General features: G+C 57.5%; 26 protein-coding genes. 15 read left to right on the forward strand and 11 right to left on the reverse strand.

What is annotated here, in order from left to right:
* Positions 1 to 9 precede the first annotated feature (9 nt).
* The 3 genes from EHO01S_RS09405 (at position 10) to mdtI (ending at position 1,951) form a co-directional block, all read left to right on the forward strand.
* A complete protein-coding gene (locus tag EHO01S_RS09405; protein WP_024523714.1) occupies positions 10 to 651 on the forward strand; it encodes a bifunctional 4-hydroxy-2-oxoglutarate aldolase/2-dehydro-3-deoxy-phosphogluconate aldolase in 642 nt (213 codons plus the stop codon).
* A gap of 600 nt (positions 652 to 1,251) precedes the next feature.
* Positions 1,252 to 1,635 carry a multidrug/spermidine efflux SMR transporter subunit MdtJ gene (mdtJ, locus tag EHO01S_RS09410; protein WP_024523715.1) on the forward strand — a complete coding sequence of 128 codons (384 nt, stop codon included), beginning with the start codon at positions 1,252 to 1,254 and terminating at the stop codon, positions 1,633 to 1,635.
* A complete protein-coding gene (mdtI, locus tag EHO01S_RS09415; RefSeq protein ID WP_024523716.1) occupies positions 1,622 to 1,951 on the forward strand; it encodes a multidrug/spermidine efflux SMR transporter subunit MdtI in 330 nt (109 codons plus the stop codon). Before mdtJ ends, mdtI begins: the two co-directional genes overlap by 14 nt.
* Before the next feature lie 83 nt (positions 1,952 to 2,034).
* Here mdtI and EHO01S_RS09420 read toward each other — a convergent pair whose 3' ends face one another.
* A complete protein-coding gene (locus tag EHO01S_RS09420; protein WP_024523717.1) occupies positions 2,035 to 2,379 on the reverse strand; it encodes a RidA family protein in 345 nt (114 codons plus the stop codon).
* A gap of 180 nt (positions 2,380 to 2,559) precedes the next feature.
* On the opposite strand from EHO01S_RS09420, the gene yoaA reads away from it, so the two are divergent.
* From yoaA to rnd, 5 genes are all read left to right on the forward strand, one after another.
* A complete protein-coding gene (gene yoaA, locus EHO01S_RS09425) occupies positions 2,560 to 4,497 on the forward strand; it encodes a DNA repair helicase YoaA (RefSeq protein WP_024523718.1) in 1,938 nt (645 codons plus the stop codon).
* A 73-nt stretch (positions 4,498 to 4,570) separates the two neighbouring features.
* The gene (gene tsaB / locus EHO01S_RS09430) at positions 4,571 to 5,272 is read left to right on the forward strand and encodes a tRNA (adenosine(37)-N6)-threonylcarbamoyltransferase complex dimerization subunit type 1 TsaB (protein ID WP_024523719.1); all 702 of its coding nucleotides are present in this window, start codon (positions 4,571 to 4,573) and stop codon (positions 5,270 to 5,272) included.
* Between the two features lie 100 nt (positions 5,273 to 5,372).
* Positions 5,373 to 5,984: a Slp family lipoprotein gene (locus EHO01S_RS09435; protein ID WP_024523720.1), complete on the forward strand. Its 612-nt coding sequence runs from the start codon at positions 5,373 to 5,375 to the stop codon at positions 5,982 to 5,984.
* Between the two features lie 303 nt (positions 5,985 to 6,287).
* Complete coding sequence (gene fadD, locus EHO01S_RS09440) at positions 6,288 to 7,967, forward strand: long-chain-fatty-acid--CoA ligase FadD (protein WP_024523721.1); 1,680 nt, start codon at positions 6,288 to 6,290, stop codon at positions 7,965 to 7,967.
* 138 nt (positions 7,968 to 8,105) lie between these two features.
* Entirely contained in the window at positions 8,106 to 9,221 is a 1,116-nt protein-coding gene (gene rnd / locus EHO01S_RS09445) for a ribonuclease D (protein ID WP_024523722.1), read from the forward strand.
* Positions 9,222 to 9,436: 215 nt separating this feature from the next.
* Here rnd and minE read toward each other — a convergent pair whose 3' ends face one another.
* The 3 genes from minE to minC are packed head-to-tail and all read right to left on the reverse strand — an operon-like array spanning position 9,437 to position 11,223.
* On the reverse strand, positions 9,437 to 9,706 hold the full coding sequence (minE, locus tag EHO01S_RS09450) for a cell division topological specificity factor MinE (protein WP_005284974.1): 270 nt from the start codon (positions 9,704 to 9,706) through the stop codon (positions 9,437 to 9,439).
* 3 nt (positions 9,707 to 9,709) lie between these two features.
* The gene (gene minD / locus EHO01S_RS09455) at positions 9,710 to 10,522 is read right to left on the reverse strand and encodes a septum site-determining protein MinD (protein WP_024523723.1); all 813 of its coding nucleotides are present in this window, start codon (positions 10,520 to 10,522) and stop codon (positions 9,710 to 9,712) included.
* A 26-nt stretch (positions 10,523 to 10,548) separates the two neighbouring features.
* Positions 10,549 to 11,223, reverse strand: coding sequence for a septum site-determining protein MinC (gene minC / locus EHO01S_RS09460; protein WP_024523724.1), 675 nt, complete (start codon positions 11,221 to 11,223; stop codon positions 10,549 to 10,551).
* Positions 11,224 to 11,360: 137 nt separating this feature from the next.
* On the opposite strand from minC, the gene EHO01S_RS09465 reads away from it, so the two are divergent.
* The 4 genes from EHO01S_RS09465 to EHO01S_RS09480 all read left to right on the forward strand — a co-directional run bounded on the left by EHO01S_RS09465 (position 11,361) and on the right by EHO01S_RS09480 (position 13,576).
* Entirely contained in the window at positions 11,361 to 11,639 is a 279-nt protein-coding gene (locus EHO01S_RS09465; protein WP_024523725.1) for a YcgL domain-containing protein, read from the forward strand.
* A gap of 144 nt (positions 11,640 to 11,783) precedes the next feature.
* Complete coding sequence (locus tag EHO01S_RS09470) at positions 11,784 to 12,440, forward strand: fumarylacetoacetate hydrolase family protein (RefSeq protein WP_024523726.1); 657 nt, start codon at positions 11,784 to 11,786, stop codon at positions 12,438 to 12,440.
* 102 nt (positions 12,441 to 12,542) lie between these two features.
* Complete coding sequence (ycgN, locus tag EHO01S_RS09475) at positions 12,543 to 13,004, forward strand: cysteine cluster protein YcgN (RefSeq protein WP_024523727.1); 462 nt, start codon at positions 12,543 to 12,545, stop codon at positions 13,002 to 13,004.
* A 140-nt stretch (positions 13,005 to 13,144) separates the two neighbouring features.
* Positions 13,145 to 13,576: a universal stress protein gene (locus EHO01S_RS09480; protein WP_024523728.1), complete on the forward strand. Its 432-nt coding sequence runs from the start codon at positions 13,145 to 13,147 to the stop codon at positions 13,574 to 13,576.
* A 75-nt stretch (positions 13,577 to 13,651) separates the two neighbouring features.
* Here EHO01S_RS09480 and dsbB read toward each other — a convergent pair whose 3' ends face one another.
* The 3 genes from dsbB to EHO01S_RS09495 form a co-directional block, all read right to left on the reverse strand.
* Positions 13,652 to 14,182 (reverse strand): disulfide bond formation protein DsbB, encoded by a 531-nt coding sequence (gene dsbB / locus EHO01S_RS09485; RefSeq protein ID WP_024523729.1) that lies wholly within the window; start codon positions 14,180 to 14,182, stop codon positions 13,652 to 13,654.
* 97 nt (positions 14,183 to 14,279) lie between these two features.
* A complete protein-coding gene (gene nhaB / locus EHO01S_RS09490) occupies positions 14,280 to 15,854 on the reverse strand; it encodes a sodium/proton antiporter NhaB (RefSeq protein ID WP_024523730.1) in 1,575 nt (524 codons plus the stop codon).
* 604 nt (positions 15,855 to 16,458) lie between these two features.
* Complete coding sequence (locus EHO01S_RS09495; RefSeq protein WP_024523731.1) at positions 16,459 to 16,740, reverse strand: hypothetical protein; 282 nt, start codon at positions 16,738 to 16,740, stop codon at positions 16,459 to 16,461.
* A 255-nt stretch (positions 16,741 to 16,995) separates the two neighbouring features.
* On the opposite strand from EHO01S_RS09495, the gene fadR reads away from it, so the two are divergent.
* Entirely contained in the window at positions 16,996 to 17,715 is a 720-nt protein-coding gene (fadR, locus tag EHO01S_RS09500) for a fatty acid metabolism transcriptional regulator FadR (protein ID WP_024523732.1), read from the forward strand.
* 63 nt (positions 17,716 to 17,778) lie between these two features.
* Here the strand turns inward: fadR and EHO01S_RS09505 are convergent, their stop codons facing one another.
* The 3 genes from EHO01S_RS09505 to EHO01S_RS09515 form a co-directional block, all read right to left on the reverse strand.
* Entirely contained in the window at positions 17,779 to 19,314 is a 1,536-nt protein-coding gene (locus tag EHO01S_RS09505; protein WP_024523733.1) for a SpoVR family protein, read from the reverse strand.
* Positions 19,315 to 19,546: 232 nt separating this feature from the next.
* Positions 19,547 to 19,762, reverse strand: a complete 216-nt coding sequence (locus EHO01S_RS09510; protein WP_024523734.1) for a YccJ family protein — start codon at positions 19,760 to 19,762, stop codon at positions 19,547 to 19,549.
* 191 nt (positions 19,763 to 19,953) lie between these two features.
* Positions 19,954 to 20,211, reverse strand: coding sequence for a hypothetical protein (locus EHO01S_RS09515; RefSeq protein ID WP_024523735.1), 258 nt, complete (start codon positions 20,209 to 20,211; stop codon positions 19,954 to 19,956).
* 633 nt (positions 20,212 to 20,844) lie between these two features.
* Here EHO01S_RS09515 and EHO01S_RS09520 point away from each other — a divergent pair.
* Together EHO01S_RS09520 and EHO01S_RS09525 are read left to right on the forward strand one after the other, a co-directional pair.
* Complete coding sequence (locus EHO01S_RS09520; protein WP_024523736.1) at positions 20,845 to 22,263, forward strand: aminopeptidase; 1,419 nt, start codon at positions 20,845 to 20,847, stop codon at positions 22,261 to 22,263.
* Positions 22,260 to 23,717 (forward strand): peptide MFS transporter, encoded by a 1,458-nt coding sequence (locus EHO01S_RS09525; RefSeq protein WP_024523737.1) that lies wholly within the window; start codon positions 22,260 to 22,262, stop codon positions 23,715 to 23,717. Before EHO01S_RS09520 ends, EHO01S_RS09525 begins: the two co-directional genes overlap by 4 nt.
* Positions 23,718 to 23,798: 81 nt before the next feature.
* On the opposite strand, the gene EHO01S_RS09530 is transcribed toward EHO01S_RS09525, so the two are convergent.
* Positions 23,799 to 25,571 carry an ABC transporter ATP-binding protein/permease gene (locus EHO01S_RS09530; RefSeq protein ID WP_024523738.1) on the reverse strand — a complete coding sequence of 591 codons (1,773 nt, stop codon included), beginning with the start codon at positions 25,569 to 25,571 and terminating at the stop codon, positions 23,799 to 23,801.
* Positions 25,572 to 25,592 lie beyond the last annotated feature (21 nt).

Genomic DNA, 25,592 nt, shown 5'->3' on the forward strand with positions numbered 1-25,592 from the left:
GAAGCGACAATGAACAACTGGAAAGTGAGTGCGGAATCCATTCTGACCGCAGGCCCCGTCGTACCGGTCATCGTGATCAACAAGCTGGAGCAGGCGGTTCCTTTGGCGAAGGCGCTGGTCGCCGGCGGAGTGCGTGTGCTGGAGGTGACGCTGCGTACCGCCTGCGCATTGGAGGCGATCCGCCTGATCGCGCAGGAAGTGCCGGAGGCTATCGTCGGTGCGGGTACCGTGACCAACGCCGAGCAGCTGCGTCAGGTGACCGAGGCCGGGGCCCAGTTCGCCATCAGTCCGGGGCTGACCGAGGGCTTGTTACAGGCCGCCGTGGCGGGCTCTATCCCATTGATCCCGGGTATCAGCACGGTATCCGAGCTGATGCAGGGGATGGATTACGGCTTGAAAGAATTCAAATTCTTCCCGGCGGAAGCCAACGGTGGGGTGAAGGCGTTGCAGGCGATCGCCGGGCCGTTCTCCCACATCCGTTTCTGCCCGACCGGCGGGATCTCACCGAGCAACTACCGTGATTACCTGGCGCTAAAGAGCGTGCTGTGCATCGGTGGTTCTTGGCTGATCCCGGCGGATGCGTTGGCGAGCGGTGACTACGCGCGCATTACCGAGCTGGCCAGCCAAGCTGTGATGGGCGCCAAGGATTAACCTCCTGCTCCCTATTGCATGATTAACCAGCGGCGCGCGGGTGTTATTCACTCGTGTGTCGAGGGTGGCGAGACTAAGGTCTTGACGCTACAGAAGAATAGGGCTATCCCCAGGGGATGGCCCTATTTTTTAATTTGATAACTTATTTATTTTTTTCGGTTTTTCTGTAAAAAGATGGGAAAACGTGGTTTGCGTAAATAAATAGCCTATGCTACAACTAATATAACAACTACTCACCGGAGGACACTGCACAAACCGTACACCCAGATTCAGGTACGGGGGAAGAGGGTAAACCACTATGAAAACGCATAATCGTTTGATGATTAAAACCTCCGCATATCTATTATTCATTTCTTGCACTATCGCTAGCCAGTACCACTGGTGTAGCGAGCTCTAGCGTTATTCTCCAGCGTCAATCTGTCACGTGTGCAGCGCATCACGCCGAGTGGCAGCATGAGGCTATCGGTTATTTATCTTTTACATTCGCGGCGAAATCCGTGCATGACGTGTTCTTCTATCATTTTATTTATAAAAATAATTTTTTAGAACATAAAGAAAAATATCAACCTGATAACTAAAACTAAATTAATGGAGAATATTATGATTTATTGGATCTTCTTAGCCTGTGCCATCAGTGCCGAAATCATCGGCACACTGGCGATGAAGTGGGCCAGCGTCAACGGCAGCATCGGCGGCAATATCGTGATGTTACTGATGGTGGCGCTCTCTTATATTTTGTTGGCCTTCGCGGTTAAACGCGTGGCGCTGGGCGTCGCCTACGCCCTGTGGGAGGGCATCGGCATTCTGTTTATTACCCTGTTTAGCGTGCTGTGGTTCGGCGAGTCGCTCTCAGCGCTTAAGCTGGCGGGGTTGGCGTTGCTGGTGGGCGGTATCATCCTGCTGAAATCTGGCACGGTGAAACGTGGCTTGACCGGCTCGCAGGCACGCGCCGAGACGGCGGGGAGGACGCATGTCACCGTTTGAATGGCTACATGCTGTTTGGCTGGGGGCGGCAGTGGTGCTGGAGATCGGCGCCAATATCCTGCTCAAGTGGTCCGATGGTTTCCGCCGCCCCTGGGTGGGCGTGCTCTCGCTGGGGGCGGTCTTAGCCGCGTTCGGCGCCTTGAGCCAAGCGGTAAAAGGGATCGAGTTGTCGGTCGCCTATGCCCTATGGGGTGGTTTTGGCATCATGGCGACTATGGCAGCGGGGTGGGTTCTGTTCGGTCAGCGTCTGAATCGGAAAGGATGGTGCGGATTGGTGCTGTTACTGGCCGGTATGGTGATGATTAAGCTGGCCTAATGGCTATCTCGCGACTGGCCGGCAGGGGGATTCCCGCCGGCCTCGGCGCGTGCGCCAGGAGGGCCCATTAGTGGGCCGTTCTATCAGCGGGCAGCGACGATCTTGATTTCGACCCGATACTGCGGGTGCATCAGCTTGGCCTGCACGGTACAGCGTACCGGTGCCTTGCCCGCGACTACCCAGGCGTCCCAAGCGGCGTTCATAGCCTCGAAATCCGCGCTGTCGGCCAGGAAGATGGTGGCATCCAGAACGCGGGTCTTATCGCTGCCCAACTGGGCGAGCAGCATATCGATGGCCGCCAGTGCATTGGCGGTCTGCGCCGTGGCGTCGGCCTCCAGATTCTCCGGCACGCTGGTAAAATAGATGGTGTCGTTGAAAACGGTGGCGTCCGACCAGCGTTTTTCCGGATTAATACGTTCGATAGACATGTGTCACCCTGCTTGTCGTGTTGTTGGTATGCCGCCAGTATACCTAAAATGGGCACCGGCGGGCGAGCCTCTGCCGCCGCTTTCCCCGCGGCGGCTAGACAATAAAACGGCTATGGCGATGGAGCTTGCGCCGCGGAGTTGGCATAATTCCCCCACTATATTCCCGAGATGAGAGATGCCGTGGCCGACGATTTTGCCCCCGACGGGCTATTAACCCAGAAAATACCCGGGTTCACCCCCCGTGAGGCACAACGCCAGATGGCGCAGGCAGTTGAGGAGACGATCCGCGCCCAGGGGCAATTAGTGGTCGAGGCGGGCACGGGGACGGGCAAGACCTTCGCCTACTTGGTGCCCGCGTTGCGTTGTGGTCAGAAGGTGATCATCTCGACCGGCTCCAAGGCATTGCAGGATCAGCTGTATAACCGCGATCTGCCGTTGATGAAGACGGCGCTGGATTACCAGGGGGCGACCGCGCTGCTCAAGGGGCGCGCCAACTATCTGTGCAGCGAGCGTCTGGAGCAGCAGTCGTTGGCCGGAGGCGAGCTGGCACCGGCGCTGTTGGCTGAGTTGATGCAGGTGCGCAGCTGGTCAAGCCAGACCGAGGACGGCGACATCAGTCAGTGTCATGGCGTGGCCGAGGAGAGCGCGGTCTGGCCGTTGGTGACCAGCAATAATGACAACTGCTTGGGCGGCGACTGTCCCCACTACAAGGTGTGTTTCGTGGTCAAGGCGCGCCGTCGGGCGATGGAGGCGCAGGTGGTGGTGGTCAATCATCATCTGTTCCTGGCCGATTTGGTGGTCAAGGAAGGCGGCTTCGGCGAGTTGATCCCTGAAGCACAGGTGACCATCTTCGATGAAGCGCACCAGGTGCCGGATATCGCCAGCCAATATTTCGGTCAGCAACTCTCCAGCCGCCAGTTGGTGGATCTGGCGCGCGACATCATCATGGCCTATCGCACCGAGCTGCGTGATGTCGCTCAGTTGCAGAAGAGCGCCGATCTGCTGACGCAACGTAGTCTCGATCTGCGCATCGTCCTTGGCGATCCCGGTTTCCGCGGCAACCTGCGTGACATTCTGGCACAGAGCGAGGTGCGCCGCGCGCTGCTGCTGGTCGATGATGCGCTGGAGCTGTGCTACGACGTGATGAAAATGTCTCTTGGCCGTTCGGCGTTACTCGATGCCGCCTTCGAACGCGCGACCCTGTACCGTAATCGCCTGAAACGCCTTTCCGATGTGAATCAGCCCGGCTACAGCTATTGGTACGAGTGTACCCCGCGCCATTTCGTGCTGGCATTGACGCCGCTAACGGTGGCGGAGAAGTTCCGCGAGGTGATGCAGAGTAAGCCGGGGGCCTGGATCTTCACCTCCGCCACTCTGGCAGTAGAGGAGGAGGTGGCCTATTTCAGCGAGCGCTTAGGCTTGAGCGCGGCGCGTAGTCTGCTGCTGCCCAGCCCGTTCGACTATGCCCATCAGGCGTTGTTGTGCGTCCCACGTTTTCTGCCTGCGCCGAATCAGCCCGGTGCGGCCGTTCAGTTGGCGCGGATGCTCAGTCCGCTGATCGAGGCTAATAATGGGCGTTGTTTCTTTCTTTGTACCTCTCACGCCATGATGCGCGACTTGGCACAGGCGTTTCGTGCCAGCTTGACGCTACCGGTACTGGTGCAAGGGGAGAGCGGTAAGTCGCGTCTGTTAGCCGATTTTATCGCCGCGGGTAACGCCTTGTTGGTGGCGACGGGCAGCTTCTGGGAAGGGGTGGACGTACGCGGTGACGCATTGAGCTGTGTGATCATCGACAAGCTGCCCTTCACCGCGCCGGACGATCCGTTACTTAAGGCCCGCATGGAAGATTGCCGGTTGCGGGGTGGTGACCCCTTTAGCCAGGTGCAGTTGCCCGATGCGGTGATCACCCTTAAGCAAGGGGTTGGGCGCTTGATCCGTGATAGCCGCGACCGCGGGGTGATCGTCATTTGCGATAATCGCCTGGTGATGCGTCCCTATGGCGAAGTATTCCTGCGCAGCTTACCGCCGGCACCGCGTACTCGCGATTTGGCACGGGCCATTGACTTCCTGCGTGCGGTAGCGGCAACGGCGGGCAGTGAGTGCGCGCCGGCGAATTGAGAAATACAGCGTTAGGGGGCTGTGTTATCATTCTCTAAATCAGTAACTCATTTATTTTCCTGCCGAGGTTGGCATGTCCACGCGAATTTTAGCGATTGATACTGCAACGGAAGCCTGTTCCGTTGCCCTGTGGAATAACGGCGCAAGCCTGGCGCAGTTCGAACTCTGCCCACGCGAGCACACACAACGTATCCTGCCGATGGTACAGCAGATCCTGGCCGAAGCCGGTTTGACGCTGGCGCAATTGGATGCGCTGGCCTTCGGGCGCGGACCCGGGAGTTTCACCGGGGTCCGCATTGGTATCGGCATCGCACAAGGGCTGGCGCTGGGCGCGGATCTGCCGCTGCTGGGCATCTCTACACTGGCGACCATGGCGCAAGGCGCTTGGCGTCTCACTGCGGCTAATCAGGTGTTGAGTGCCATTGATGCACGCATGGGCGAGGTCTATTGGGGCGAATACCGGCGTACCGCCGACGGCGTGTGGCAGGGGGAGGCCAGCGAGGCAGTGCTGAGTCCGCAGCAAGTGACTGAGCGGGTGACCGCCTTGCAGGGCGAGTGGGCCACAGTCGGCACGGGCTGGCAGACGTATCCGGCCATGGCGGCGGACAGTAGCCTGTTGTTGCGAGACGGGCAGATGTTGTTGCCGCACGCCGAGGATATGTTGCCACTGGCGTTGCATGCCTGGCAGACGGGAGCGGTACTGGCGGTCGAACAAGCGCAACCGGTCTACCTGCGCAACGAGGTAACCTGGAAAAAACTGCCGGGACGCGGTTAAGCCGCTATGCGGCGGGAACCCGCTCGCTGGACGCGAGTCTAATTAGCTGAAGTCATGAGATTTGCCCGGCACAGATCGACCGGGCTAACGGAGGGTGAGAATGAGTCGGCGAAAAATAAGGGCTATCGCGGCGGCGAGCGTCGTCGGGTTGATGGGGCTGCTGGCCGGCTGCGTGAGCGTGCCGGAATCGGTGCGCGGCACCTCGGCGACGCCGCAGCAGAATTTTGTGGCGGTGCATAATGCGCCCGATCTGTACGTCGGTCAGGAGGCGCGTTTCGGCGGTATGGTGGTCAACGTGACCAATAAGAAAACCGCCAGCTACCTGGAGATCGCCGTGATGCCGTTGGATGAGGGCGCGCGTCCGATCCTCGGTCAGGCGGCCCAGGGGCGTATCTTGGCCAAGAGCGTTAATTTCTTGGACCCGGTCAACTTTAATCACCAGTTAGTCACTGTGGTCGGCCCACTGACGGGCAGCGTCGCGGGTAAGATCGGTCAGACACCGTACACCTTCGTAACCATGGATATCGGCGGTTACCAGCGTTGGCAGGTCGATCAGCAGGTGATCATGCCGCCGCAGCCGTTAGGACTCACGCCCTGGGGCTATGATCCTTACTGGCGTGGCCCTTACTGGGGGCCGGGCTTCGGCCCCGGTTGGGGATGGAGTGCGCCGATGCCGGCCCGCATCGAAAGCGTGGTAGTGCCGCAGGGTTAACGGCGGCTCCGCTGCGCAAAGCGTGGCCAGTGCTGAATTAAAAGCGGGCGAACTGCCTCATAACAGGGAGATTTAGGTGCCATCGCGCCGCTTCGGGTATAAAATGGCACGCTGCCGCGCAGGCGACCGGTTTGGAGTAGGCCGCGCGGCGCTTAACAAAGCAACCCCGCCCTGCGGGGTTATTTGTTTTTGATGCCAGGAGGGCATATTCACGACGGCGATCGCCAGTCGCGGCTCGGCGCTCCGCGTCATGCGCGGCGATCGTCATCCCCTCATACAGATAAGAAACAAGGGAGAAGCACCTTGGAAAAGGTTTGGCTTAAACGCTATCCGGAAGATGTACCAGCGGAAATCAATCCGGATCACTACGCGTCATTGGTGGAGATGTTTGAACACGCCGTCGCGCGTTATGCGGATCAGCCTGCGTTCATCAATATGGGGCAGGTGATGACCTTCCGCAAACTGGAGGAGCGCAGCCGCGCCTTTGCCGCCTATCTGCAAAATGGCCTCGGTTTGCACAAGGGGGAGCGCGTGGCGTTGATGATGCCCAACCTGTTGCAGTACCCCATCGCCTTATTTGGCATCCTGCGAGCCGGGATGGTGGCGGTCAACGTCAATCCGTTATATACCCCGCGCGAATTAGCGCATCAGTTGAACGATAGCGGCGCCAGCGCGATCGTCATCGTCTCTAACTTTGCCCACACCTTGGAGAAAGTGGTGTATTCGACCCAGGTGCGTCACGTCATCCTGACGCGTATGGGCGATCAGTTGCCAGCGGCCAAGGGGACGTTGGTCAACTTCGTGGTTAAGTACATCAAGCGTCTGGTGCCGAAGTATAACCTGCCGGATGCCATCTCTTTCCGCCGGGTATTGCAGCGTGGACGGCGCATGCAGTACGTCAAGCCCGACATCGCCAACGACGATCTGGCTTTCTTGCAGTATACCGGCGGTACCACCGGTGTCGCCAAGGGAGCGATGCTCACGCACCGCAACATGCAAGCGAATCTGGAGCAGGCCAAGGCGGCCTATGGCCCGTTGCTGCAACGCGGCCATGAGATGGTGGTGACAGCCCTGCCGTTGTATCACGTCTTTGCCTTGACGGTGAATTGCTTGCTGTTTATCGAGATGGGCGGGCGTAACCTTCTGATCACCAACCCGCGCGACATTGCTGGCATGGTGCGTGAACTGAGTCGTTACCGTTTCACCGCGTTGACCGGGGTGAACACCCTGTTTAACGCCTTGTTACACAACGAAGATTTCCGTGAACTGGACTTTTCGTCGCTGCGGCTGTCGGTCGGCGGTGGTATGCCGGTGCAGCAAGCGGTGGCCGAGCGTTGGGAAAAGCTGACCGGGCATCATTTGCTGGAAGGCTACGGCCTGACAGAGTGTTCGCCGCTGGTGGCGGGGAACCCTTATGATCTGAAACGCTACAGCGGTAGTATCGGTCTGCCGGTACCCTCGACCCTGGTGCGTCTGGTGGACGACGAGGGGCGCGAGGTGGCGTTGGGTGAAGCGGGAGAGTTGCAGGTGCGAGGGCCGCAAGTGATGCGCGGTTACTGGCAACGACCGGAGGCGACCGATGAGATCATGCGCGATGGTTGGCTGGCGACCGGTGACATCTGTACCATGGACGAACTCGGCTTCTTGCGTATCGTCGATCGGAAGAAAGATATGATCTTGGTCTCCGGTTTCAACGTCTACCCTAACGAGATCGAGGAGGTGGTCGCCATGCATCCTAAGGTGCTGGAATGTGCCGCCATCGGCGTACCGAGCGCAAGTTCGGGCGAGATGGTCAAGGTGTGCGTGGTCAAGCGCGATCCCAGCCTGACTCGCGATGAATTGGTGAGCCATTGTCGCCGTCATCTGACCGGCTATAAGGTGCCGAAACAGATCGTATTCTACAACGAGCTGCCGAAGAGCAACGTGGGTAAAATCCTGCGCCGGGTTCTACGCGAGGAGCAGACAGCGGGTGACAAGCCGTAGTCTCGGCGCGTACGCTGTCAGCGGTTTCTGTCTTGGGCGTCGGCATTCATGCCAGCGCACAGTTTTGGTGCCGGTACTGATACCGGGCCACTCGAGCGCGTCGGGCCGCGAGCCTGGCGCCGGAATGAGATTATTATGTTGAAGTATCAGTTGATTACATCGAACGGCGCGCTACAGGATGTCTGCGAGCGCGCCAGCGCGTTTCCTTATGTCGCGCTGGATACGGAGTTTGTCCGTACCCGCACTTACTATCCGCAGCTGGGGCTGGTGCAGCTGTATGACGGTGAAACCCTGTCACTGATCGATCCGCTGCCGATTTCCGACTGGCAGCCGTTTGTCGATCTGTTGCGTAATCCGCAGGTCGTCAAACTGCTGCACGCCGGTAGCGAGGATCTGGAGGTCTTCTTGCATGATTTCCAGACGCTGCCTCAGCCGATGATCGACACGCAGATCTTGGCGGCTTTCACCGGGCGCCCGCTCTCCAGTGGCTTTGCCGCCATGGTCAACGCCTACTTGGGTGTCGAGTTGGACAAGAGCGAGTCGCGTACCGACTGGCTGGCCCGTCCGCTTAGCGAGCGCCAATGCGACTACGCGGCGGCGGACGTCTATTACCTGTTGCCGATGGCGCATAAATTGCTGGCAGAGGTGGAAGGCAGTGGGTGGTTACCGGCGGCGCAAGACGAGTGTCAGGCACTGTGCCGTCGACGTTCGGAGGTCGTCGACCCCAGCCAGGTCTACCGTGAGATGAGCAATGCTTGGCAACTGCGTCCGCGCCAGCTGGCGTGCTTGCAGCGGCTGGGGGCGTGGCGCCTGAATCTAGCCCGTAGCCGCGACATGGCGGTTAACTTCGTGGTACGTGAGGAGAGCCTATGGCAGATCGCGCGCTACCTGCCCGGCTCCATGGGCGAGCTGAGCGAATTGGGTGTTAGCGGCCCAGAGATCCGTTATCACGGCAAAGCGATGCTGGAGATCGTCGCGCAGAGCGCGGCGTTGACCGACGATCAGTTGCCGCCTGCCGTTGAGCGGCTGATCGACCATGCCGGTTATAAGCAGGCGTTTAAACATCTCAAGGCATTGGTGCAGCAGGTGGCGGAGCAACAGGGGTTGACGGCGGAACTGATCGCCTCACGACGCCAGATCAACCAGTTACTCAGTGTACATTGGGGCTTGAAGGACGAGCAGCCGGAACTGTTGAGCGCGTGGCGCGGCCAGTTATTGGCCGAGCGACTGCAAGCGCTGCTGCAAAAAATATAATCGCGGATTAATAAATAATAAAGGCAGCGTGACGCTGCCTTTATTGTCTGTAAGATAAAATTGATTTACTCATTTTATCTTACAGATAATGCCCACCACGCGATAATAATCAGATTATTCCCGCCAGGCGGCGCAATAATAAACCAGGAACGCACCGTTTATCTGTTTATTTATCCAGTTATTCTCCGCTTAAATAAGGGAACGACGGATAAAAATCATTTGGCGGCTTCTTCGCTTTCCGGCAAGGTGACATTCAGCTCCAACACCGAAATATCATCCCCTTTTTGTTCCAATTGTACGCTAACCATTTCTGGATCAATCTGTACATACTTACAGATCACCGCTAACAGATCGCGTTTTAACTGCGGCAAATAGTGCGGTTCACTGTCGCCCCGGCGCCGCTCCGCGACGATGATTTGTAGCCGTTCCTTGGCGATATTGGCTGTCGTCTTTTTACGCGACAGGAAGAAATCAAGTAATGCCATCTCTTATCCCCCGAACAGGCGCTTCAGGAAGCCCTTCTTCTCTTCTTCAACAAAACGGAACTGGCGCTCTTCGCCCATCAGGCGCTCGACCGTATCACGGTAGGCCTGGCCCGCATCGGATTCATTATCCAAGATCACCGGTTCGCCCTGGTTAGAGGCGCGCAACACCGAGGGGCTCTCTGGGATCACCCCGACCAGCGGAATACGCAGGATTTCCAGCACATCCTCCATGCTCAACATGTCGCCGCGGCTAACGCGTCCCGGATTATAACGGGTGAGCAACAGATGTTCTTTGATCGGCTCGTCGCCATTCTCCGCCCGGCGAGACTTGGAGGAGAGAATGCCGAGGATACGGTCGGAATCGCGTACCGAGGAGACCTCGGGGTTAGTGGTGATGATGGCCTCATCGGCGAAGTAGAGCGCCATCAGCGCGCCCGTTTCGATCCCCGCCGGCGAGTCGCAAATGATGAACTCAAAGTCCATCGCTTGCAGATCATTCAATACCTTCTCCACGCCTTCACGGGTTAGCGCATCTTTATCGCGCGTCTGCGAAGCGGGCAGGATGAACAAATTCTCGGTGCGCTTATCCTTGATCAGCGCCTGGTTCAGGGTCGCGTCTCCCTGGATGACGTTGACAAAGTCATAGACCACGCGGCGTTCGCAGCCCATGATCAGATCGAGGTTACGTAGGCCAATGTCAAAGTCGATAACAACGGTTTTCTTGCCTTTCTGTGCCAGTCCGGTTGCGATGGCCGCGCTCGATGTAGTCTTGCCAACGCCCCCTTTACCCGATGTAACAACAATAATGCGTGCCATGAAAAATATCCTTTTTGGAGAAGGGCCTAGAACAAAGATTGAATGGTAAGGGTGCCGTCGCTCAGCGAGAGCCGGGCGGCCTGCCCGTAATAGTTTTCTGGGATCTGCTCACTCAGCCAGTATTGTCCGGCGATGGAAACCAGCTCGGCGGCCAGATGGCTGCAAAAGATTTGGCTGGTACTCTCGCCCCCCGCACCGGCGAGCGCCCGGCCCCGCATCATGCCATAGACATGAATGTTGCCGTCGGCGATCAGCTCGGCACCGGCGCTGACATGGCCGGTGACGATCAGATCGCCGTTGCGCGCATAGATCTGCTGCCCCGAACGGACCGGCGTAGTGATGATCTTGGTCTTCGCGATGACGGGTGCGCTGGGTGCCACGATCTTCGGTGCGTTCTTACCTTCGCTGAGCAGGGGAAGTCCCGCGTGCAACACCGCCTGTTTTTGCGCCTCATCGCGACAACCGCTGACACCGATGACATGCAGACCGGCGGCGTTGAAAACGCGCAGCATTTCTCGCCATTCCACGCTGCCGTTTACATCAGTAATATTAATAACAACAGGCGCATTTTTCAAAAACGCGGGCGCTTGCTCGACCTTGGCGATTAATGCCGGACGAATTACCTCTGGTTGAGAATTATGCAAATGAACAACCGAGAGCGTAAAACTGCTGCCTTTCAGTTCTATTGGCGCTTGTGACATCTATCCTGACTCAGTTCAGCAACTTGGGAAATCTCCGAAATAACCACGGGCTACGTGATATTCCGCTGTATCTAAGCATGTTATAGTCAGTGGTATATCTAGGCAAGTCGCCGTCAGAATTAAATAGAGTGGAAAAAATGCTTTGTGTGATCTACCGAAGCTCCAAGCGTGAGCAAACTTATCTGTATGTGGAAAAGAAAGACGATTTTTCCCGTGTGCCTGAGGTGTTGTTGAAAAGCTTCGGCCAGCCGCAGTTAGCGATGGTGCTCAACTTGGCTACCCGTTCACGCCTGGCAGGGGCGGATATCGCGGCGGTGCGTACGGCGTTGGCCGAGCAGGGCTACTATCTGCAACTGCCGCCACCGCCAGAGGATCTCCTGAAGGCGCATCGTCTGACGCAGGGAGGCGCCGCCTGAGGCGCAGCCGATGAGTCAGGGTGTGAAGGCCGTCACGCTACACTCGGTGGGAGGCTTCCGTCTCTGCTAGGACGCGATAGACTCAATCATCGAGGTAAATCGGCCGTGCGTGACGGCGGCTATCAGCGAGCATGGAGGTGAAGGATGTATCAGCATCGTGATTGGCAGGGTGCCCTGCTGGAGTTGCCGGTCAGTAAGGTGGTCTGTGTCGGCAATAACTACCGTGATCATATTCGTGAGATGGGCAGCCAGGTCGCACCGCAGCCGGTGCTGTTTATCAAACCGGAGAGCGCGTTGTGCGATCTGCGCCAGCCGATCGCCATTCCCCATGGCCTGGGTGAGGTGCACCATGAGGTTGAATTGGCGGTCTTGATCGGTACCCCGCTGAGTCACGCCAGCGAAGATCGCGTGGCGCGGGCGATCGCCGGTTACGGGGTCGCGCTGGATCTCACCCTGCGTGACATCCAGCGTGAATGCAAGCAACAGGGTTATCCCTGGGAAAAGGCTAAGGCGTTTGATGGCGCCTGTCCGATCTCTGGTTTCATTCCCGAAAGCGAATTCGGCGATGCGCAGAATGCCAACCTGACACTGAGCGTCAATGGCGAGGTGCGTCAGGCCGGTAACACGCGCGACATGTTGACCCCTCTCTTGCCGTTAATCAGTTACATGAGTCGCTTCTTTACCCTGCGCGCCGGCGATGTCGTGCTGACCGGTACGCCCGCCGGTGTCGGGCCGGTGTGCTCCGGCGACATGCTGAGCATCGGCCTTAACCAGCGTACCCTGACCACACGGGTGATCTAGCCCTGCCGTGGGGCGATGGTAGATGGCACAAGTCGCTTGCATCCATCGCCTAAAGCGTCTATACAGTCCGCCTTTAACAGTATTGTTGCGGGTAGAGCAAAGATGAGTACGACGCCCTTTTGGCAGGAAAAGACGCTGGAACAGATGAGTGATGCCGAGTGGGAGGCGTTATGTGACGGTTGCGGCCAATGCTGCCTGCATAAGCTACAAGATGAAGACACCGATGAAATCTACTTCACGAATGTGGCCTGCAACCTTTTGAATATCAAGACCTGCCAGTGCCGCCACTATGAACGGCGTTTCGAGTATGAAGAGGATTGCATCAAGCTGACGCGGGACAACTTGCCGACTTTCGACTGGTTGCCGCCGACCTGCGCCTACCGCCTACTCAATGAAGGCGCATCCTTGCCCGTCTGGCATCCGCTGCGTACCGGCTCCAAGGCGGCGATGCATGCTGCGCGCATTTCAGTGCGTTATATCGCGGTGCGTGAGAGCGAGGTCAGTGACTGGGAAGAGCATATCCTGCGTCGGCCGTTGTGGCAGCAGGACGAGTCAACCGAATAGCCGTACGCCATGAGTGCGGTTAGCGCGGCGTATGACCGCGGGCGAAAGCGGTTGTCCTCGCTCCGCCAGCTTTGTATGATGATTTAATCCGTGTCGGCGGCCGCTGCGCGGCAATCATCACAACAGAGGAGAGGGGAGCGATGTATCAGAACATTTTACTGCCGCTGGATCTGGGGGAGGAAGCGCTGACAGCGCTAGCGTTGGAGCAGGTTAAGTCCGTGATCCGTAGCGAAGAAACCCGAGTTCGTCTGATGTATGTAGTCGTCCAGATCCCCGACTTTATCCTCAATCGTTTCAATCCTCAGACCAACCAGTTCGACGACGTGATGAGCGAGGAGCTACAGCGACGTCTACAAGCGCTGGCCGAGCAACTGCCGTTAGCGGCGGAGAATATCAGCGTCGTGGTGCGCCAGGGAGCCATCTATGATGAGATCCTAAAAGAGGCGGCGTGCATTGATGCCGATCTGATCCTGATCGGCTCGCGTCGTCCCAGCATGAAGACCTACCTGCTCGGCTCCAACGCGGCGGCGATCGTACGCCATGCACAGACTTCGGTTCTGATCGCTCGCTGAAGGCGCGGGAGACCCGTCGGCGCATAAAAAAACGCCAGGCCCTGATGGGGGCTGGCGTTTTTTTATGGGGATGTCTTAGCGACTGAACAGCGAGCGACGCTTAGTTTTGACGAACTGGGCGACTAAAACCAGCAGCGCGACCAGCAGATAGGCGGCGAAGATGCCCACCAGCCACTGTGGCATCTCCAGCGTCAAGAACTGCCATTGACGCTCGGCACAATCGCCATTGGCGAAAAAGATCGCCGGTAACCACTTATCCAACGGCAACCATGTCGGGAAAGAGACGAAGAAATCGCAGGTGGTGAAGGGAGAGGGGTGCAACTGGATCATGGTGTGCTGCCAAGCCAACTCCAGGCCGCGATACCCACTATACAGCCACAATAACAGCGCGGCCCAACGCAGCGGGGTTTGCGGCGCGACGGCGCCCAACAGCCCGGCACCCAAGATGCCGAACAGTGCACAGCGCTCGTAGATACACATGACGCAGGGCTTCAACAGCATCACGTGCTGAAAATAGAGCGCGGTCAGTTCCAGTAACAGCGCTGTTAACGCCATCAGCAGCCAAGCTCCGCGCCCCTGGGAGCAACGCTTCAAAAATTGCAACATAACTACGCTTCCATGTCACAAAAAGGTGCAGTCAGTGTAAACCATTGACTGCACACTACCAGAAAAAAATCGCCGAAATGTGTTTCCTCGCGCGTGATTATAAGCCGGTGGCGAGCACCTCTTGCGCTGGCGGCAGGGTTAACAGATGCCACTGGGAGAGGAGCTGCGTCGCCGGCTCTAGGGCGAAAGTGACACACAGCAACCCGACCAGGGTCATCACGACGGTGTAAGGCAGCGCCATCCAGACCATCCGGCCATAGGAGAGGCGGATCAACGGTGCCAGCGCGGAGGTCAGCAGGAACAGGAAAGCCGCCTGGCCGTTAGGGGTCGCCACCGACGGCAAGTTGGTCCCAGTATTGATGGCGACGGCCAGCATCTCAAACTGTTTCAGCGAGATAGCTCCTGACTCCAATGCGGCTTTGGCTTCATGAATATAGACCGTACCGACGAACACGTTATCGGAGATCGACGAGAGCAGACCGTTGAACAGATAAAACAGCGTCAGTTGGCGATCGGGCGACGCCTGAAGCACAAACTGGATCACGGGGGTGAACAGATGTTGGTCGATAATCACCGCGACCACCGAGAAGAACACGGTGAGTAGGGCGGTGAAAGGCAGCGATTCTTGGAACGCCTTGCCGATTAGATGCTCATCGGTGACCCCGCACAGCGAGGTGACCAACACGATCACACTCAGGCCGATCAAACCGACTTCAGCCAAATGAAAGGCCAGCGCCAGCACTAACCAAACCCCGACCAATGCCTGGATCAACAGCCGCAGTTTATCTTGGCGCGTCCGGCTGTTGCTGCTCTCTTGGTCGAAGTTACGTAAAATCTGCCGCACACGATCCGGTAATTGCGCGCCGTAGCCGAACAGTGAGAAGCGTTCCACCAGGTAGCAGGTCAGGATGCCGCAGAAGAAGACCGGTACGGTGACTGGCGCCATGCGTAGTAGGAAAGAAACAAAATGCCAGTCGGCGTTCTTGGCGATGATCAGGTTCTGCGGTTCGCCGACCATGGTCATCACGCCGCCGAGCGCCGTCCCCACCCCGGCGTGCATCAACAGGCTACGTAGGAAGGCGCGAAACTGATCCAGCGCCTCGCGCTTGGCGCTGTCGGTCAATTGGCTATCGTCGCTCAGGGCCACATTGCTCCCACCACCGGAGGCGACCTGATGATAAATACCGTAAAAACCGATGGCCACGCTGATCACCACCGCGATCACCGTCAAGGCATCGAGGAAGGCGGACAGGAACGCGGCCGCCAGGCAGAAGGCCAACGATAGCGCAATCTTGGAACGGATGTTGAGCAGTAGCTTAGTGAAGACGAACAGCAGCAACTGCTTCATAAAATAGATCCCGGCCACCATAAAGATCAGCAGCAGCAAGACCTCCAGGTTGGCCGCTACCTCATGGGCGATCTTCTCTGGGCTGGTCATGCCGATAAACACGGCTTCCAGCGCCAGCAAGCCGCCGGGTTGCAGCGGGTAGCACTTGAGCGCCATCGCCAGGGTAAAGATGAACTCGACGACCAATAGCCAGCCGGCGCAGAACGGGCTGATAGCGAAGACCAGCGGATTGATAAGCAGGAATACCAGAATGGCCACCTTGTACCATCCCGGCGCATTACCGAGGAAGTTCTTGGCGAAGGCCTGGGTATATGTGATTGTCATAACGTCGTTAAACCTAATTTCTTATGAGATTTGCCGGTATCGGTCGCGCTCCCGGACAGCGCAATGGCGCATATCTTCGCGGAGAAATGATTAGACTATACTCCTTTCACCCTAGGTAGCCAATCGCGCTTCCGATATAACCTGTTGTAAATCATTTAATTATTAGTGGATTACTGCAATCCCTTACCTGAAACACGGCACCATCCCCGGCCGGCTCAGCGGGGCGCGGCGGCGCGCACCCAGCGATGAGGGCCAAGCTTGCCGATTTTAGCGCTCGCCTGCAATGGGTGCGGAGTGAAATGGGTAAGGAAAGCGGTTAGAAACTTGAATCGCCAGATAAACGACCAGTATTAGTCGCTTTTTTGGCACGCCTCGTTACGGGGCAGGTATCCGCGTCGTGCGAATACTATGATATGTCACACTCGACGCAGGGACTGAGCCGCACTTGATGCCGATGCGGGGCGTAGCGGTGGGGCCGCCACGTTCAGTCCAGCGCGTGCAGGGGAAGCGCGCGCCGATGGCGCGAACCAGCACCCGCGGCCATATCCGGTTTAGGGGCTGTGCCTTACTCGCAGCTCGCCGATGCGAGAGCGTAACGGCGGCATCAACGGAGATCGCCCAGCGCGATGCGCGGGGCAGGTAGCACGATATCGAGTTGACCGATGGGCGGTATGGCTGAGGGGGGCGGCGTCAAGGTGCCAAGGCGTGGCAGCGCCGCCTCGTCGGGTACGGTGAGGGGCCAGGACTGGCGATCGTAGCGCGGTTCGGCGCGCGGAGGACGCCGTTGCCAAAAGCGCGGTAGACCCGCATCGATAAACAGCGTGACCAGGAGAGCCGTCCCACTTACGGCGGCGGCGCCGGTAATGGCGATTCCCATCAGATCCATATCCTTAATCCTCGCACCATCATTAAATGATAATTATTTTCATTATACAGCCATTCTGCCTCCAGCCAAGTCAACATCGGTGTATTTTGCCGCCGCGATCACGCGTAAGGGGGGGAACGAGAGCGCAGCGATGCCCTGTGCTGTCGCTCACACTGTTTCGCGCTTTCCTGCCTCCTGGTGCTATATCCGTGGGAGGCCATCTGGTATGATGAGCGCCATAGTTTTTGCTTATTGTCGTGACGGAACGTTAACAACATGGTTATTAAGGCGCAGAGTCCAGCTGGTTTTGCGGAAGAGTATCTTATTGAGAGTATTTGGAATAATCGCTTTCCTCCCGGCTCCATCCTCCCAGCAGAACGTGAATTATCTGAGCTGATCGGTGTCACCCGCACGACTCTGCGTGAAGTATTACAGCGTCTGGCGCGTGATGGCTGGCTGACGATCCAGCACGGCAAACCGACCAAGGTGAATAATTTTTGGGAAACCTCCGGGTTGAATATCCTGGAAACCTTGGCGCGTCTGGATCATGACAGTGTGCCGCAACTGATCGACAACGTATTGGCGGTGCGAACCAATATCGCAGCAATCTTCATTCGCACCGCGGTGCGCCAGCATCCCGATAAGGTGCAGAGTATCGTGGCCGAGGCACCGACGGTGGAGGACAGCGCCGAGGCGTTCGCCGCCCTAGACTACCGTATCTTTCGCGCCCTGGCCTTCGCGTGCGGCAACCCGATCTACGGCCTGATCCTGAATGGTCTGAAGGGGCTGTATACCCGAGTCGGGCGTTACTATTTCTCTAATCCGCAGGCACGCCGTCTGGCGTTGGCCTTCTATGCCCGTCTCGGCGAGTTGGCCGCGGCCCATCAACACGAGCAGGTGATGGACTTCGTGCGTAACTACGGTAAAGAGAGTGGTGCTATCTGGCATAGCATGCAGAGCGGCATTCCCCGAGATTTGGCCGAGGGGCGTGGCTAAGCGTAGAGGCCGTGTTGGCATAGTGGAGTAGTGGCTTCAGGGGCGTCTCGGCGCCCCTGTGTGTTATAGGCCAGTGGGGTGTGGCGGGCAGCGCTCCAACAGCTCGACGCCGCCGTCCGGGTTGAGCTGCTCTAGATAGACATCGAAGCCCCACAACCGTTGTAGATGCTTGAGTACCGCGCGACGGCTATTCCCCTCCAGCGGAATGCGATTGTGAGGAATATAGCGCAGGGTCAACGAACGGTCACCGCGCAGCGCGACGTTCCACACCTGAATGTTTGGCTCCAGATTACTCAGATTATACTGGGCGGAAAGACGTTCGCGCAGGCGTCGGTAACCGTCCTCATTATGGATCGCCTCGATCTCCAGATAGTTGTTGCGATCGTCGTCTTGCACGCAGAATAGGCGAAACTCGCGCATCAGACGTGGCGAGAGAAACTGGCTGATAAAGCTCTCATCCTTGAAGTCGCGCATGGCGAAGTGCAATGTTTCCAGCCAATCGCGCCCGGCGATGTCGGGGAACCATTCACGATCTTCCGTCGTCGGTTGTTGGCAGATACGCTTAATATCTTGATACATGGCGAAACCCAGCGCATAGGGATTGATGCCGCTATAGTAGGGGCTGTTATAGGCGGGCTGGGCGATGACATTAGTATGACTATGCAGAAACTCCAGCATAAAGCGGTCGCTGACCTTCCCCTCGTCATATAAATGATTGAGAATGGTGTAGTGCCAGAAAGTGGCCCATCCCTCGTTCATGACTTGAGTCTGTTTTTGCGGATAAAAATACTGGCTGATCTTACGCACGATGCGCACGATCTCGCGCTGCCAGGGCTCCAATAGCGGCGCGTTCTTCTCGATAAAATACAGAATGTTTTCTTGCGGTTCGCTGGGGAAGCGCGTCGCTTGGCGATCGGGGATGCCGACTTCACGGCGAGGCAGGGTTCGCCACAGATCGTTGACTTGGCTTTGCAGGTAGGCTTCGCGCGCCTGCTGGCGGGCACGCTCTTCGTCCAACGAGATCTTTTGTGGGCGTTTGTAGCGATCCACGCCATAGTTCATCAGGGCATGGCTGGAGTCGAGGATCTTCTCTACCTCTTCTACACCGTAACGCTCTTCGCACTGGCGGATGTAGTTACGGGCGAATAGCAGGTAGTCGATGATCGAGCCGGCGTCGGTCCAGGTACGGAACAGGTAGTTGTTCTTGAAAAACGAGTTGTGGCCATAACAGGCATGAGCCATAACTAATGCCTGCAAGGTGATGGAATTCTCTTCCATCAGATAGGCGATGCAGGGATTAGCGTTGATCACGATCTCGTAGGCCAGCCCCTGTTGCCCTTGTTTATAGCGGCGTTCCGTCTCAATGAACTTCTTGCCGAAGGACCAGTGCGCATAGTTGATGGGCATGCCGATGCTGGAGTAGGCATCCATCATCTGCTCGGCGGTAATGATCTCGATCTGGTGTGGGTAGGTCGTCAGGCGATAGTGTTTGGCGACGCGATCGATCTCCGTCAGGTAGGTCTGCAATAACGGAAACGTCCAGTCCGGGCCATCACTCAGGCACCGGCTGCTGCGGGATCCCGCGGTTGATATGGCCATCGCACACCTCCCTTAAGTCGTTGTATGGACTGCGGCACGCCGTCCTGATACAAGCGTAGTCTACGGGAGTGAAACCTGCCGCCATCGAGATGTAACGTGCGAGCGCACCGGACGAGGGTCGAGCTAATGGGCGGACGGAAGGGGACGGGAAGGATGACGGAGAAAGGGTATACGGAACGTCCGGCGTCCTCATCCGGCACCGCAACGCGGGGGAGAGGACGCCGGTGGAAAATCAGACGTCGCTGCGCGCGATGGTCTCGTCGCCCCAATAGAGTTGATCCTTGTCCGTCTTGGCGAAGGCCAAAGGCAGAACCTCATCGTTTCCTTCTTCCCAAATCTGTTGGGCCAGGGCTTCGTCATCGTGGGCGATTTCGAAGATGGCTTCGGCGATTTCTAAAGAGGTTTCACGCACGCGTGCCCATTCGGCAATGTGATGCGGCTTGGTCATAAAAGGTCTCCTTGAAAATGATCGCGGTTACGGGGACGCGAACGATGCTCGTTACGCTGATCGGTTAACGCTACCCGTCCTGCTTTCACCATAACGCAGCCTAAGCGGCGACGCCAGTACCTTATGTTGCCGTATGTTGCTAGGCTTGGACGCTAGCCAGACGCGGGAACCTAGCTGGCGCGATTGGCGTCTTAGGCGAGTTCGCCGCGAGCCGGCTGATCGCCCAGCAATCGATCCAATGCGCTGAGCAACAACGTCCGACGTTGTTGGCAGGATTCGTTGCGGGCCGTGCGTGCGATGGCATGAATCAAATCCCCATAAATGATGTCACCATCGCGTTCGATAAGCGCGCTGACGGTTTCACCGATCAGGCGAGATACTTCATGGTCGAAATGCACGGTATCATGAAGGTGAATGCCGTGCTCGGGCAGTTCAGTGAGAGTACTCATGGTGTCTTTCCCTTGGTGTTGCAATAAATGACCCGGCGAGCGGTATCGATTAACAAGCGAGTAAATAAGATGGCTGAATTAATTAGTCGACTATGTTTATAATTAATAACACTAGCATCTTTTGCCAATGATACCTATTTTGACGGGCCGAGGATGTCATGTGTTGTGGCTTACTTCACAGTTAGTCGTTTTGTTTTACGCGAAGGCAGCGAAATTGGCCCATATCAGGGATGCTGTCGGAGCGGCGGCGCGTATTCGACGTCTACCGTAGCGGGATATCCTGTGCCGTTACCTCTGCTAATCATAAGTATGAGTTACCTTTTGTTCTGTATCTCGCGTGGTGTCGCCGCCATATCATGGAGGCCATTCTCCTTGCGGCATCTCGCTTGTTGATCACCCGTTATCGCCTTAGGCCTCGGCTGAGGGAGAGTTATCGGCGTGAATTGCCATGAGCCTGGTCATTATTTTGCTAACACAGCGAGCGAGAAATAGTGATAAATATAACAATCGCATGGTTAAGTTAAAATATAACACTAAAATAAATGATTTATTTGGTGATCTGTTTCAATAATCAGGCAAATCGCAGGTTATATTATTCCCGCTCCTAAAAATGGATATTCAAGGGGGGCGGCAATGGATGACTATTTATCTTCTGAATATATAGACCAGGTGGAATTATTTTGTAAGGGATATAAAGCCTTTCTCAATCGAGCTAAAACCGAGCGGGAGTGTATTCGCGTGATTCGCGATGAGGCGAACCGACAAGGGTTTACTCCTTTAGTGGCCACGGAGACGCTGGTGGCCGGGGGAAAATATTATTGTAGTAATCGCAATAAGAGCATGGCGTTGATCGTCATGGGGCGTGCGCCCTTAAGCCAGGGGGTGCGTATTATTGCCGCACACTGTGACGCGCCGCGTCTCGATCTGAAGCCGAACCCGCTCCATGAGGCGCAGGGATTGGCGCTGATGCGTACCCATTATTACGGTGGGATCAAGAAGTACCAGTGGGGGGCCAGACCATTGGCGTTGCATGGCGTGGTCTTCACCCGGCAACATGGGCGTATCGAGCTAGCCTTGGGGGAGCGGGACGACCAGCCGGTGTTCGCCATTCCCGATCTATTGCCGCATTTGGATGCGAAGATCCAGCGTAAGCGCCCGGGCGATGAGCTATTAAAGGGGGAAGAGTTGCAGATCCTGGTGGGAAGCCTCCCCTTAGCCGACTTGGCAGAAGAGACCAAGGCGCGGGTTAAGCACCAGATCTTGGCGTGTTTGCAGCGTGACTATGCGCTAGAAGAGGCCGACTTCCTGCGCGCCGAGCTGGCGCTGGTGCCAGCCGGCGACAGCCGCGATGTCGGCTTCGATGGCTCGCTGCTCGGCGGCTATGGTCAAGATGACCGAGTGTGTGTCTATACAGCATGGCAGGCATTGCTGGCCTGTGCGCAACCGGAACAGACTCTACTTTGTCTGTTCTTGGATAAAGAGGAGACCGGATCGGCGGGGGCTACCGGGATGCAGTCCGATTTCTTCCCCTGGGTGATTGAGATGTTGTTGCAGCGTACCCCCGGGGCGGCAGTTAGCCAATTGCGTCAGTGTCTCTGGCACTCTTACGCCCTGTCGGCGGATGTGGTGCCGGCGCTCGACCCGCTGTTTCCCGAGGTTCATGACGCCGATAACGCCGCTCGCTTAGGCGGGGGAATGGTGTTGAGTAAATACACCGGGGCGGGAGGGAAGAACTTGACCAACGATGCCGATGCCGAATACCTTGCCCTGTTGCAACAGATGTTGGATCGTCACGCCTTACGCTGGCAGAACGGTTTGTTAGGTAAGGTCGATGAGGGTGGGGGAGGCACTATCGCCCGCTTCCTCGCCCAGCATGGCCCCTGCGTCGTCGACGCTGGCGTGCCCTTGCTCTCCATGCACTCGCCGTTTGAGATCAGCGCCAAGTCCGACATCTGGCAAGCCTTCCAAGGATATCGTCACTTTTTCGCCGCCACCTTTCCCTGTCCGTCACATCTGTACGATGAGGAGAGGATGCTGGGAGGTGCCTCATGATTCGGCGTTACCCCACGACGTTCTATATTCTGTGCGCTTGCCAGTTTTGGTGGGCGGTCTCCTTCTACAGTCTGTGGACCGTACTGCCGGTCTTTCTGCATGATGCGCTCCACCTCGACGAGAAAAGCGCCTTCAGCATCTTTGGTAGTTTCACGGCCATCGGCGCTTCATTATTGTTTGTCGGAGGCTGGCTGGCGGACAAGGTGTTAGGCGCCAAACGTACCCTGTGGTGGGGCTACGCCTTCCAAGGGGTGGGCTATGCGCTGATTACCTATGCCTCGCTCAGCGAGGTGACGCTGTGGCTTTTCGCCGGTCTAGGCTGCGTGATCGTTGGGCGTAGTATCGGCGGGGTGGCGGCCCCGGCGTTGGTCGCCGCAGCCTACAATCAGGGCGATCAACGCTTGGATAGCGCCTTCACCTTGTTTTACATGGTCAACAATATCGGCGCCTTCTTGACGACCATCGCGGCGGCGGAGGTCGCCGCCCGCCTCGGCTGGCAGGCGGCATTTATCCTCAGTACGGCGGGGATGGTGATCAACCTGTTGCTGTTGGCGCGTTACAAGCGCTATCTGGTGAATGCCAGCCCGGTAGATAGCCGCAAGCCAGGGGGGCGTATCATGGCCGCTTACCTGGGCAGTGCGTTGCTGGTGGTGGGGATGAGCATGTTTCTGTTGCGCGAGCTGCTGATCACTCGGCTGCTGTTGCTGACCGTCGCCCTGATCATCTTGCTGTTGATCGTGCGTATCCTGCGCCGAGAGCCGCGGATCTCGCGTCTCAAGATGGTGGTGGGGGTGGTGCTGATGGGGCAAGCCTTAGTGTTCTTTATCCTCTACAACCAGATGCCGACCTCGCTGAACTTCTTCGCCATCAATAACGTGCGACCTTCTCTGCTGGGGATTGTTATCAATCCGGTCTCCTTCCAGGCACTGAATCCGATGTGGGTCATCGTACTCAGTCCCGGTTTGGCCTGGCTCTATACCTGGCTGGGAGAGCGCGGGCGAGATCCGTCTATGCCGGTTAAGTTCGCCGTGGGAATGCTGGCCTGTGCCGCCGCGTTTGCCTGCGCCGGTAGCGCCCGCTTCTTCGCGAATGACCAGGGTATTGTCTCACCGTTCTGGATCATCGCGCCGCATCTGCTATTCGCCATCGGCGAGTTGCTGATCTCGGCGTTGGGGCAGTCGATGCTGGCTAAGTTGTTCCCGCGTGAGGTTCGCGGTTTTATCTATGGCGCCTGGGGGATGGTGCTGGCGTTGGCTTCGCTGGGCGCGGCCTGGCTGGCCGGTTTCTCCGCCAGCGACAACGACGCCGGGAGGGACGCGTTACATTCCCTGCAACAGTACGCTAGCTATTTCTATGCTTTAGCGCTGGCGACGGTGATTGTGGCGTTGATCTGCTGGTGGCTGGCGCCACGGCTGGATAGGTTGATCAATACGCCCGCGTCACCCACAGCGTAGCGTGTATGAGCGGCGTTAACATCACGATTAAGGTGGCTGTGATGTAAGGCGGCCGGGGCGTGATGCCCCGGCCGTCGGCGTTTAATGTGCACCGAGTGGGGAGATCTCGACCTGTGCCGGCGCGAAGTCGGGTGCGGCGTCTTGGGAGGACGTTGTCTTGCTAAAGTGCCAGCGCAGGGTATGGAACGGCGCGACGCTGCTGCGATGCGCTACGCTGATCAGGGTCAGGCCCGGTAACCACGCCTCCAGTAGGCGGTAGACATGCTGTTCGGTGTCTTCATCCAGGGCGCTGGTCGCCTCGTCCAGATACAGAATATCCGGTTGCAACGCCAGGGCACGGGCGAAAGCGATGCGCTGCTGCTCGCCGGGTGAGAGCTGTTGCGACCAGTTGGCGCGTGTCGCCAGTTGATCACACAGGTGATTCAGGCGACAGGCGCGGAGGATCGTTTGCAGTTGCTCATCGCTGTGGGTCGTGGCGTTATAGGGGTAACAGATGGCATCGCGCAGGCTGCCTATCGGCAGATAGCTGCGCTGTGGCAGGAATAGGGTGCGCAGCGTCTCCTCGTCTGGGCGCAAGATTTCGCCGTGGCCATAAGGCCAGACGCCAGCGATGGCGCGCAACAGCGTCGACTTGCCACAACCGGACGGCCCGGTGATCAGGATACGATCGCCGCGCTGTACCTGTAGACTAACCTCATTGAACAGCGTGCGCCCCTGGTGAATTTGCAGCGTCAGCCGGTTGATCATCAGCGCCTGATCGGCATCCTGGGTCCGGCCATGGCGAATATCGCCGGGATGCTGCGCCAGATCGGCCACGGCTTTATTGAACCCCGCCAGACGGTTGACACAGGCTTTCCAGGCGGCCAGATCGTCGAACGCGTTGATAAACCAAGAGAGCGCCCCCTGTACCTGGCCGAAGGCCGAGGAGATCTGCATCAGGGTGCCGAGCTGAATGGCGTTGGCGAAATAACGTGGGGCGGCCACCAGGATCGGGAAGATGATGGCGAACTGACCATAGAAGTTACTGGCGAAATTCAGGCGCCGGGTCAGACGCATGATGCTCCACCAGTTACGGCGGATGTTCTGGAACTGGCCATCGAGCTGCTGGCGCTCCTGCGGCTCGCCATGATACAGGGCGATGGGGTCGGCATTATGACGGATGCGGATCAGGCCAAAGCGGAAGTTGGCCTCGAAACGCTCCTGATCAAAGGAGAGATTGACCAACGGTCGGCCGACCAGCCAGATCATCAAGGAGCCCAGTCCGGCGTAGAGCAGGGCGAACCACACCATGTAACCGGGGATCTCCAGGGCATGGCCGGCGATCATCAGCGACAGCGAACCAGAAACCGACCACAGGATGGCGACGAAAGAGAACAAGGTCACCAGGCTGGAGAGCAGTCCCAAGGTTAGGGAGAGGGTGCCGTTAGTCAACGCACTCAGATCCTGGGCAATACGCTGGTCGGGGTTATCGATCGATTGCTGCATCTCGGTATGGTAGTAAGCCTGGTGCTGTAGCCAGCGATCCATATAGCGCCGGGTCATCCACTGGCGCCACAGCATTTGCAGCCCTTGGGTCAGATAGATGCGGAAGATGGCGATGGCGATGTAGATAAACGCCAGATAGCTGAAACGGATTAATTGCGCCTTAAACACCGCATAGTTGCGGTTTTGCAGAGCATCGTAGAATACGCGGTTCCACTCGTTAAACAGGACGTTCAGATACACCGCGGCCAGCGTCAGCACGATGATGGCGCACAGACGACTCCAGGCGCTGAATTTTTCGTCCGAGACCCAATAGGGTTTGATCAGGTGCCACACTTCTCGCCAGTGGGTGGCTTTTTGGCTGGAATGCATGCGATGACTTTCCTACAGCAT

It is taken from the genome of Edwardsiella hoshinae NBRC 105699 = ATCC 33379 (assembly GCF_000474215.1).
GTDB lineage: Bacteria > Pseudomonadota > Gammaproteobacteria > Enterobacterales > Enterobacteriaceae > Edwardsiella > Edwardsiella hoshinae.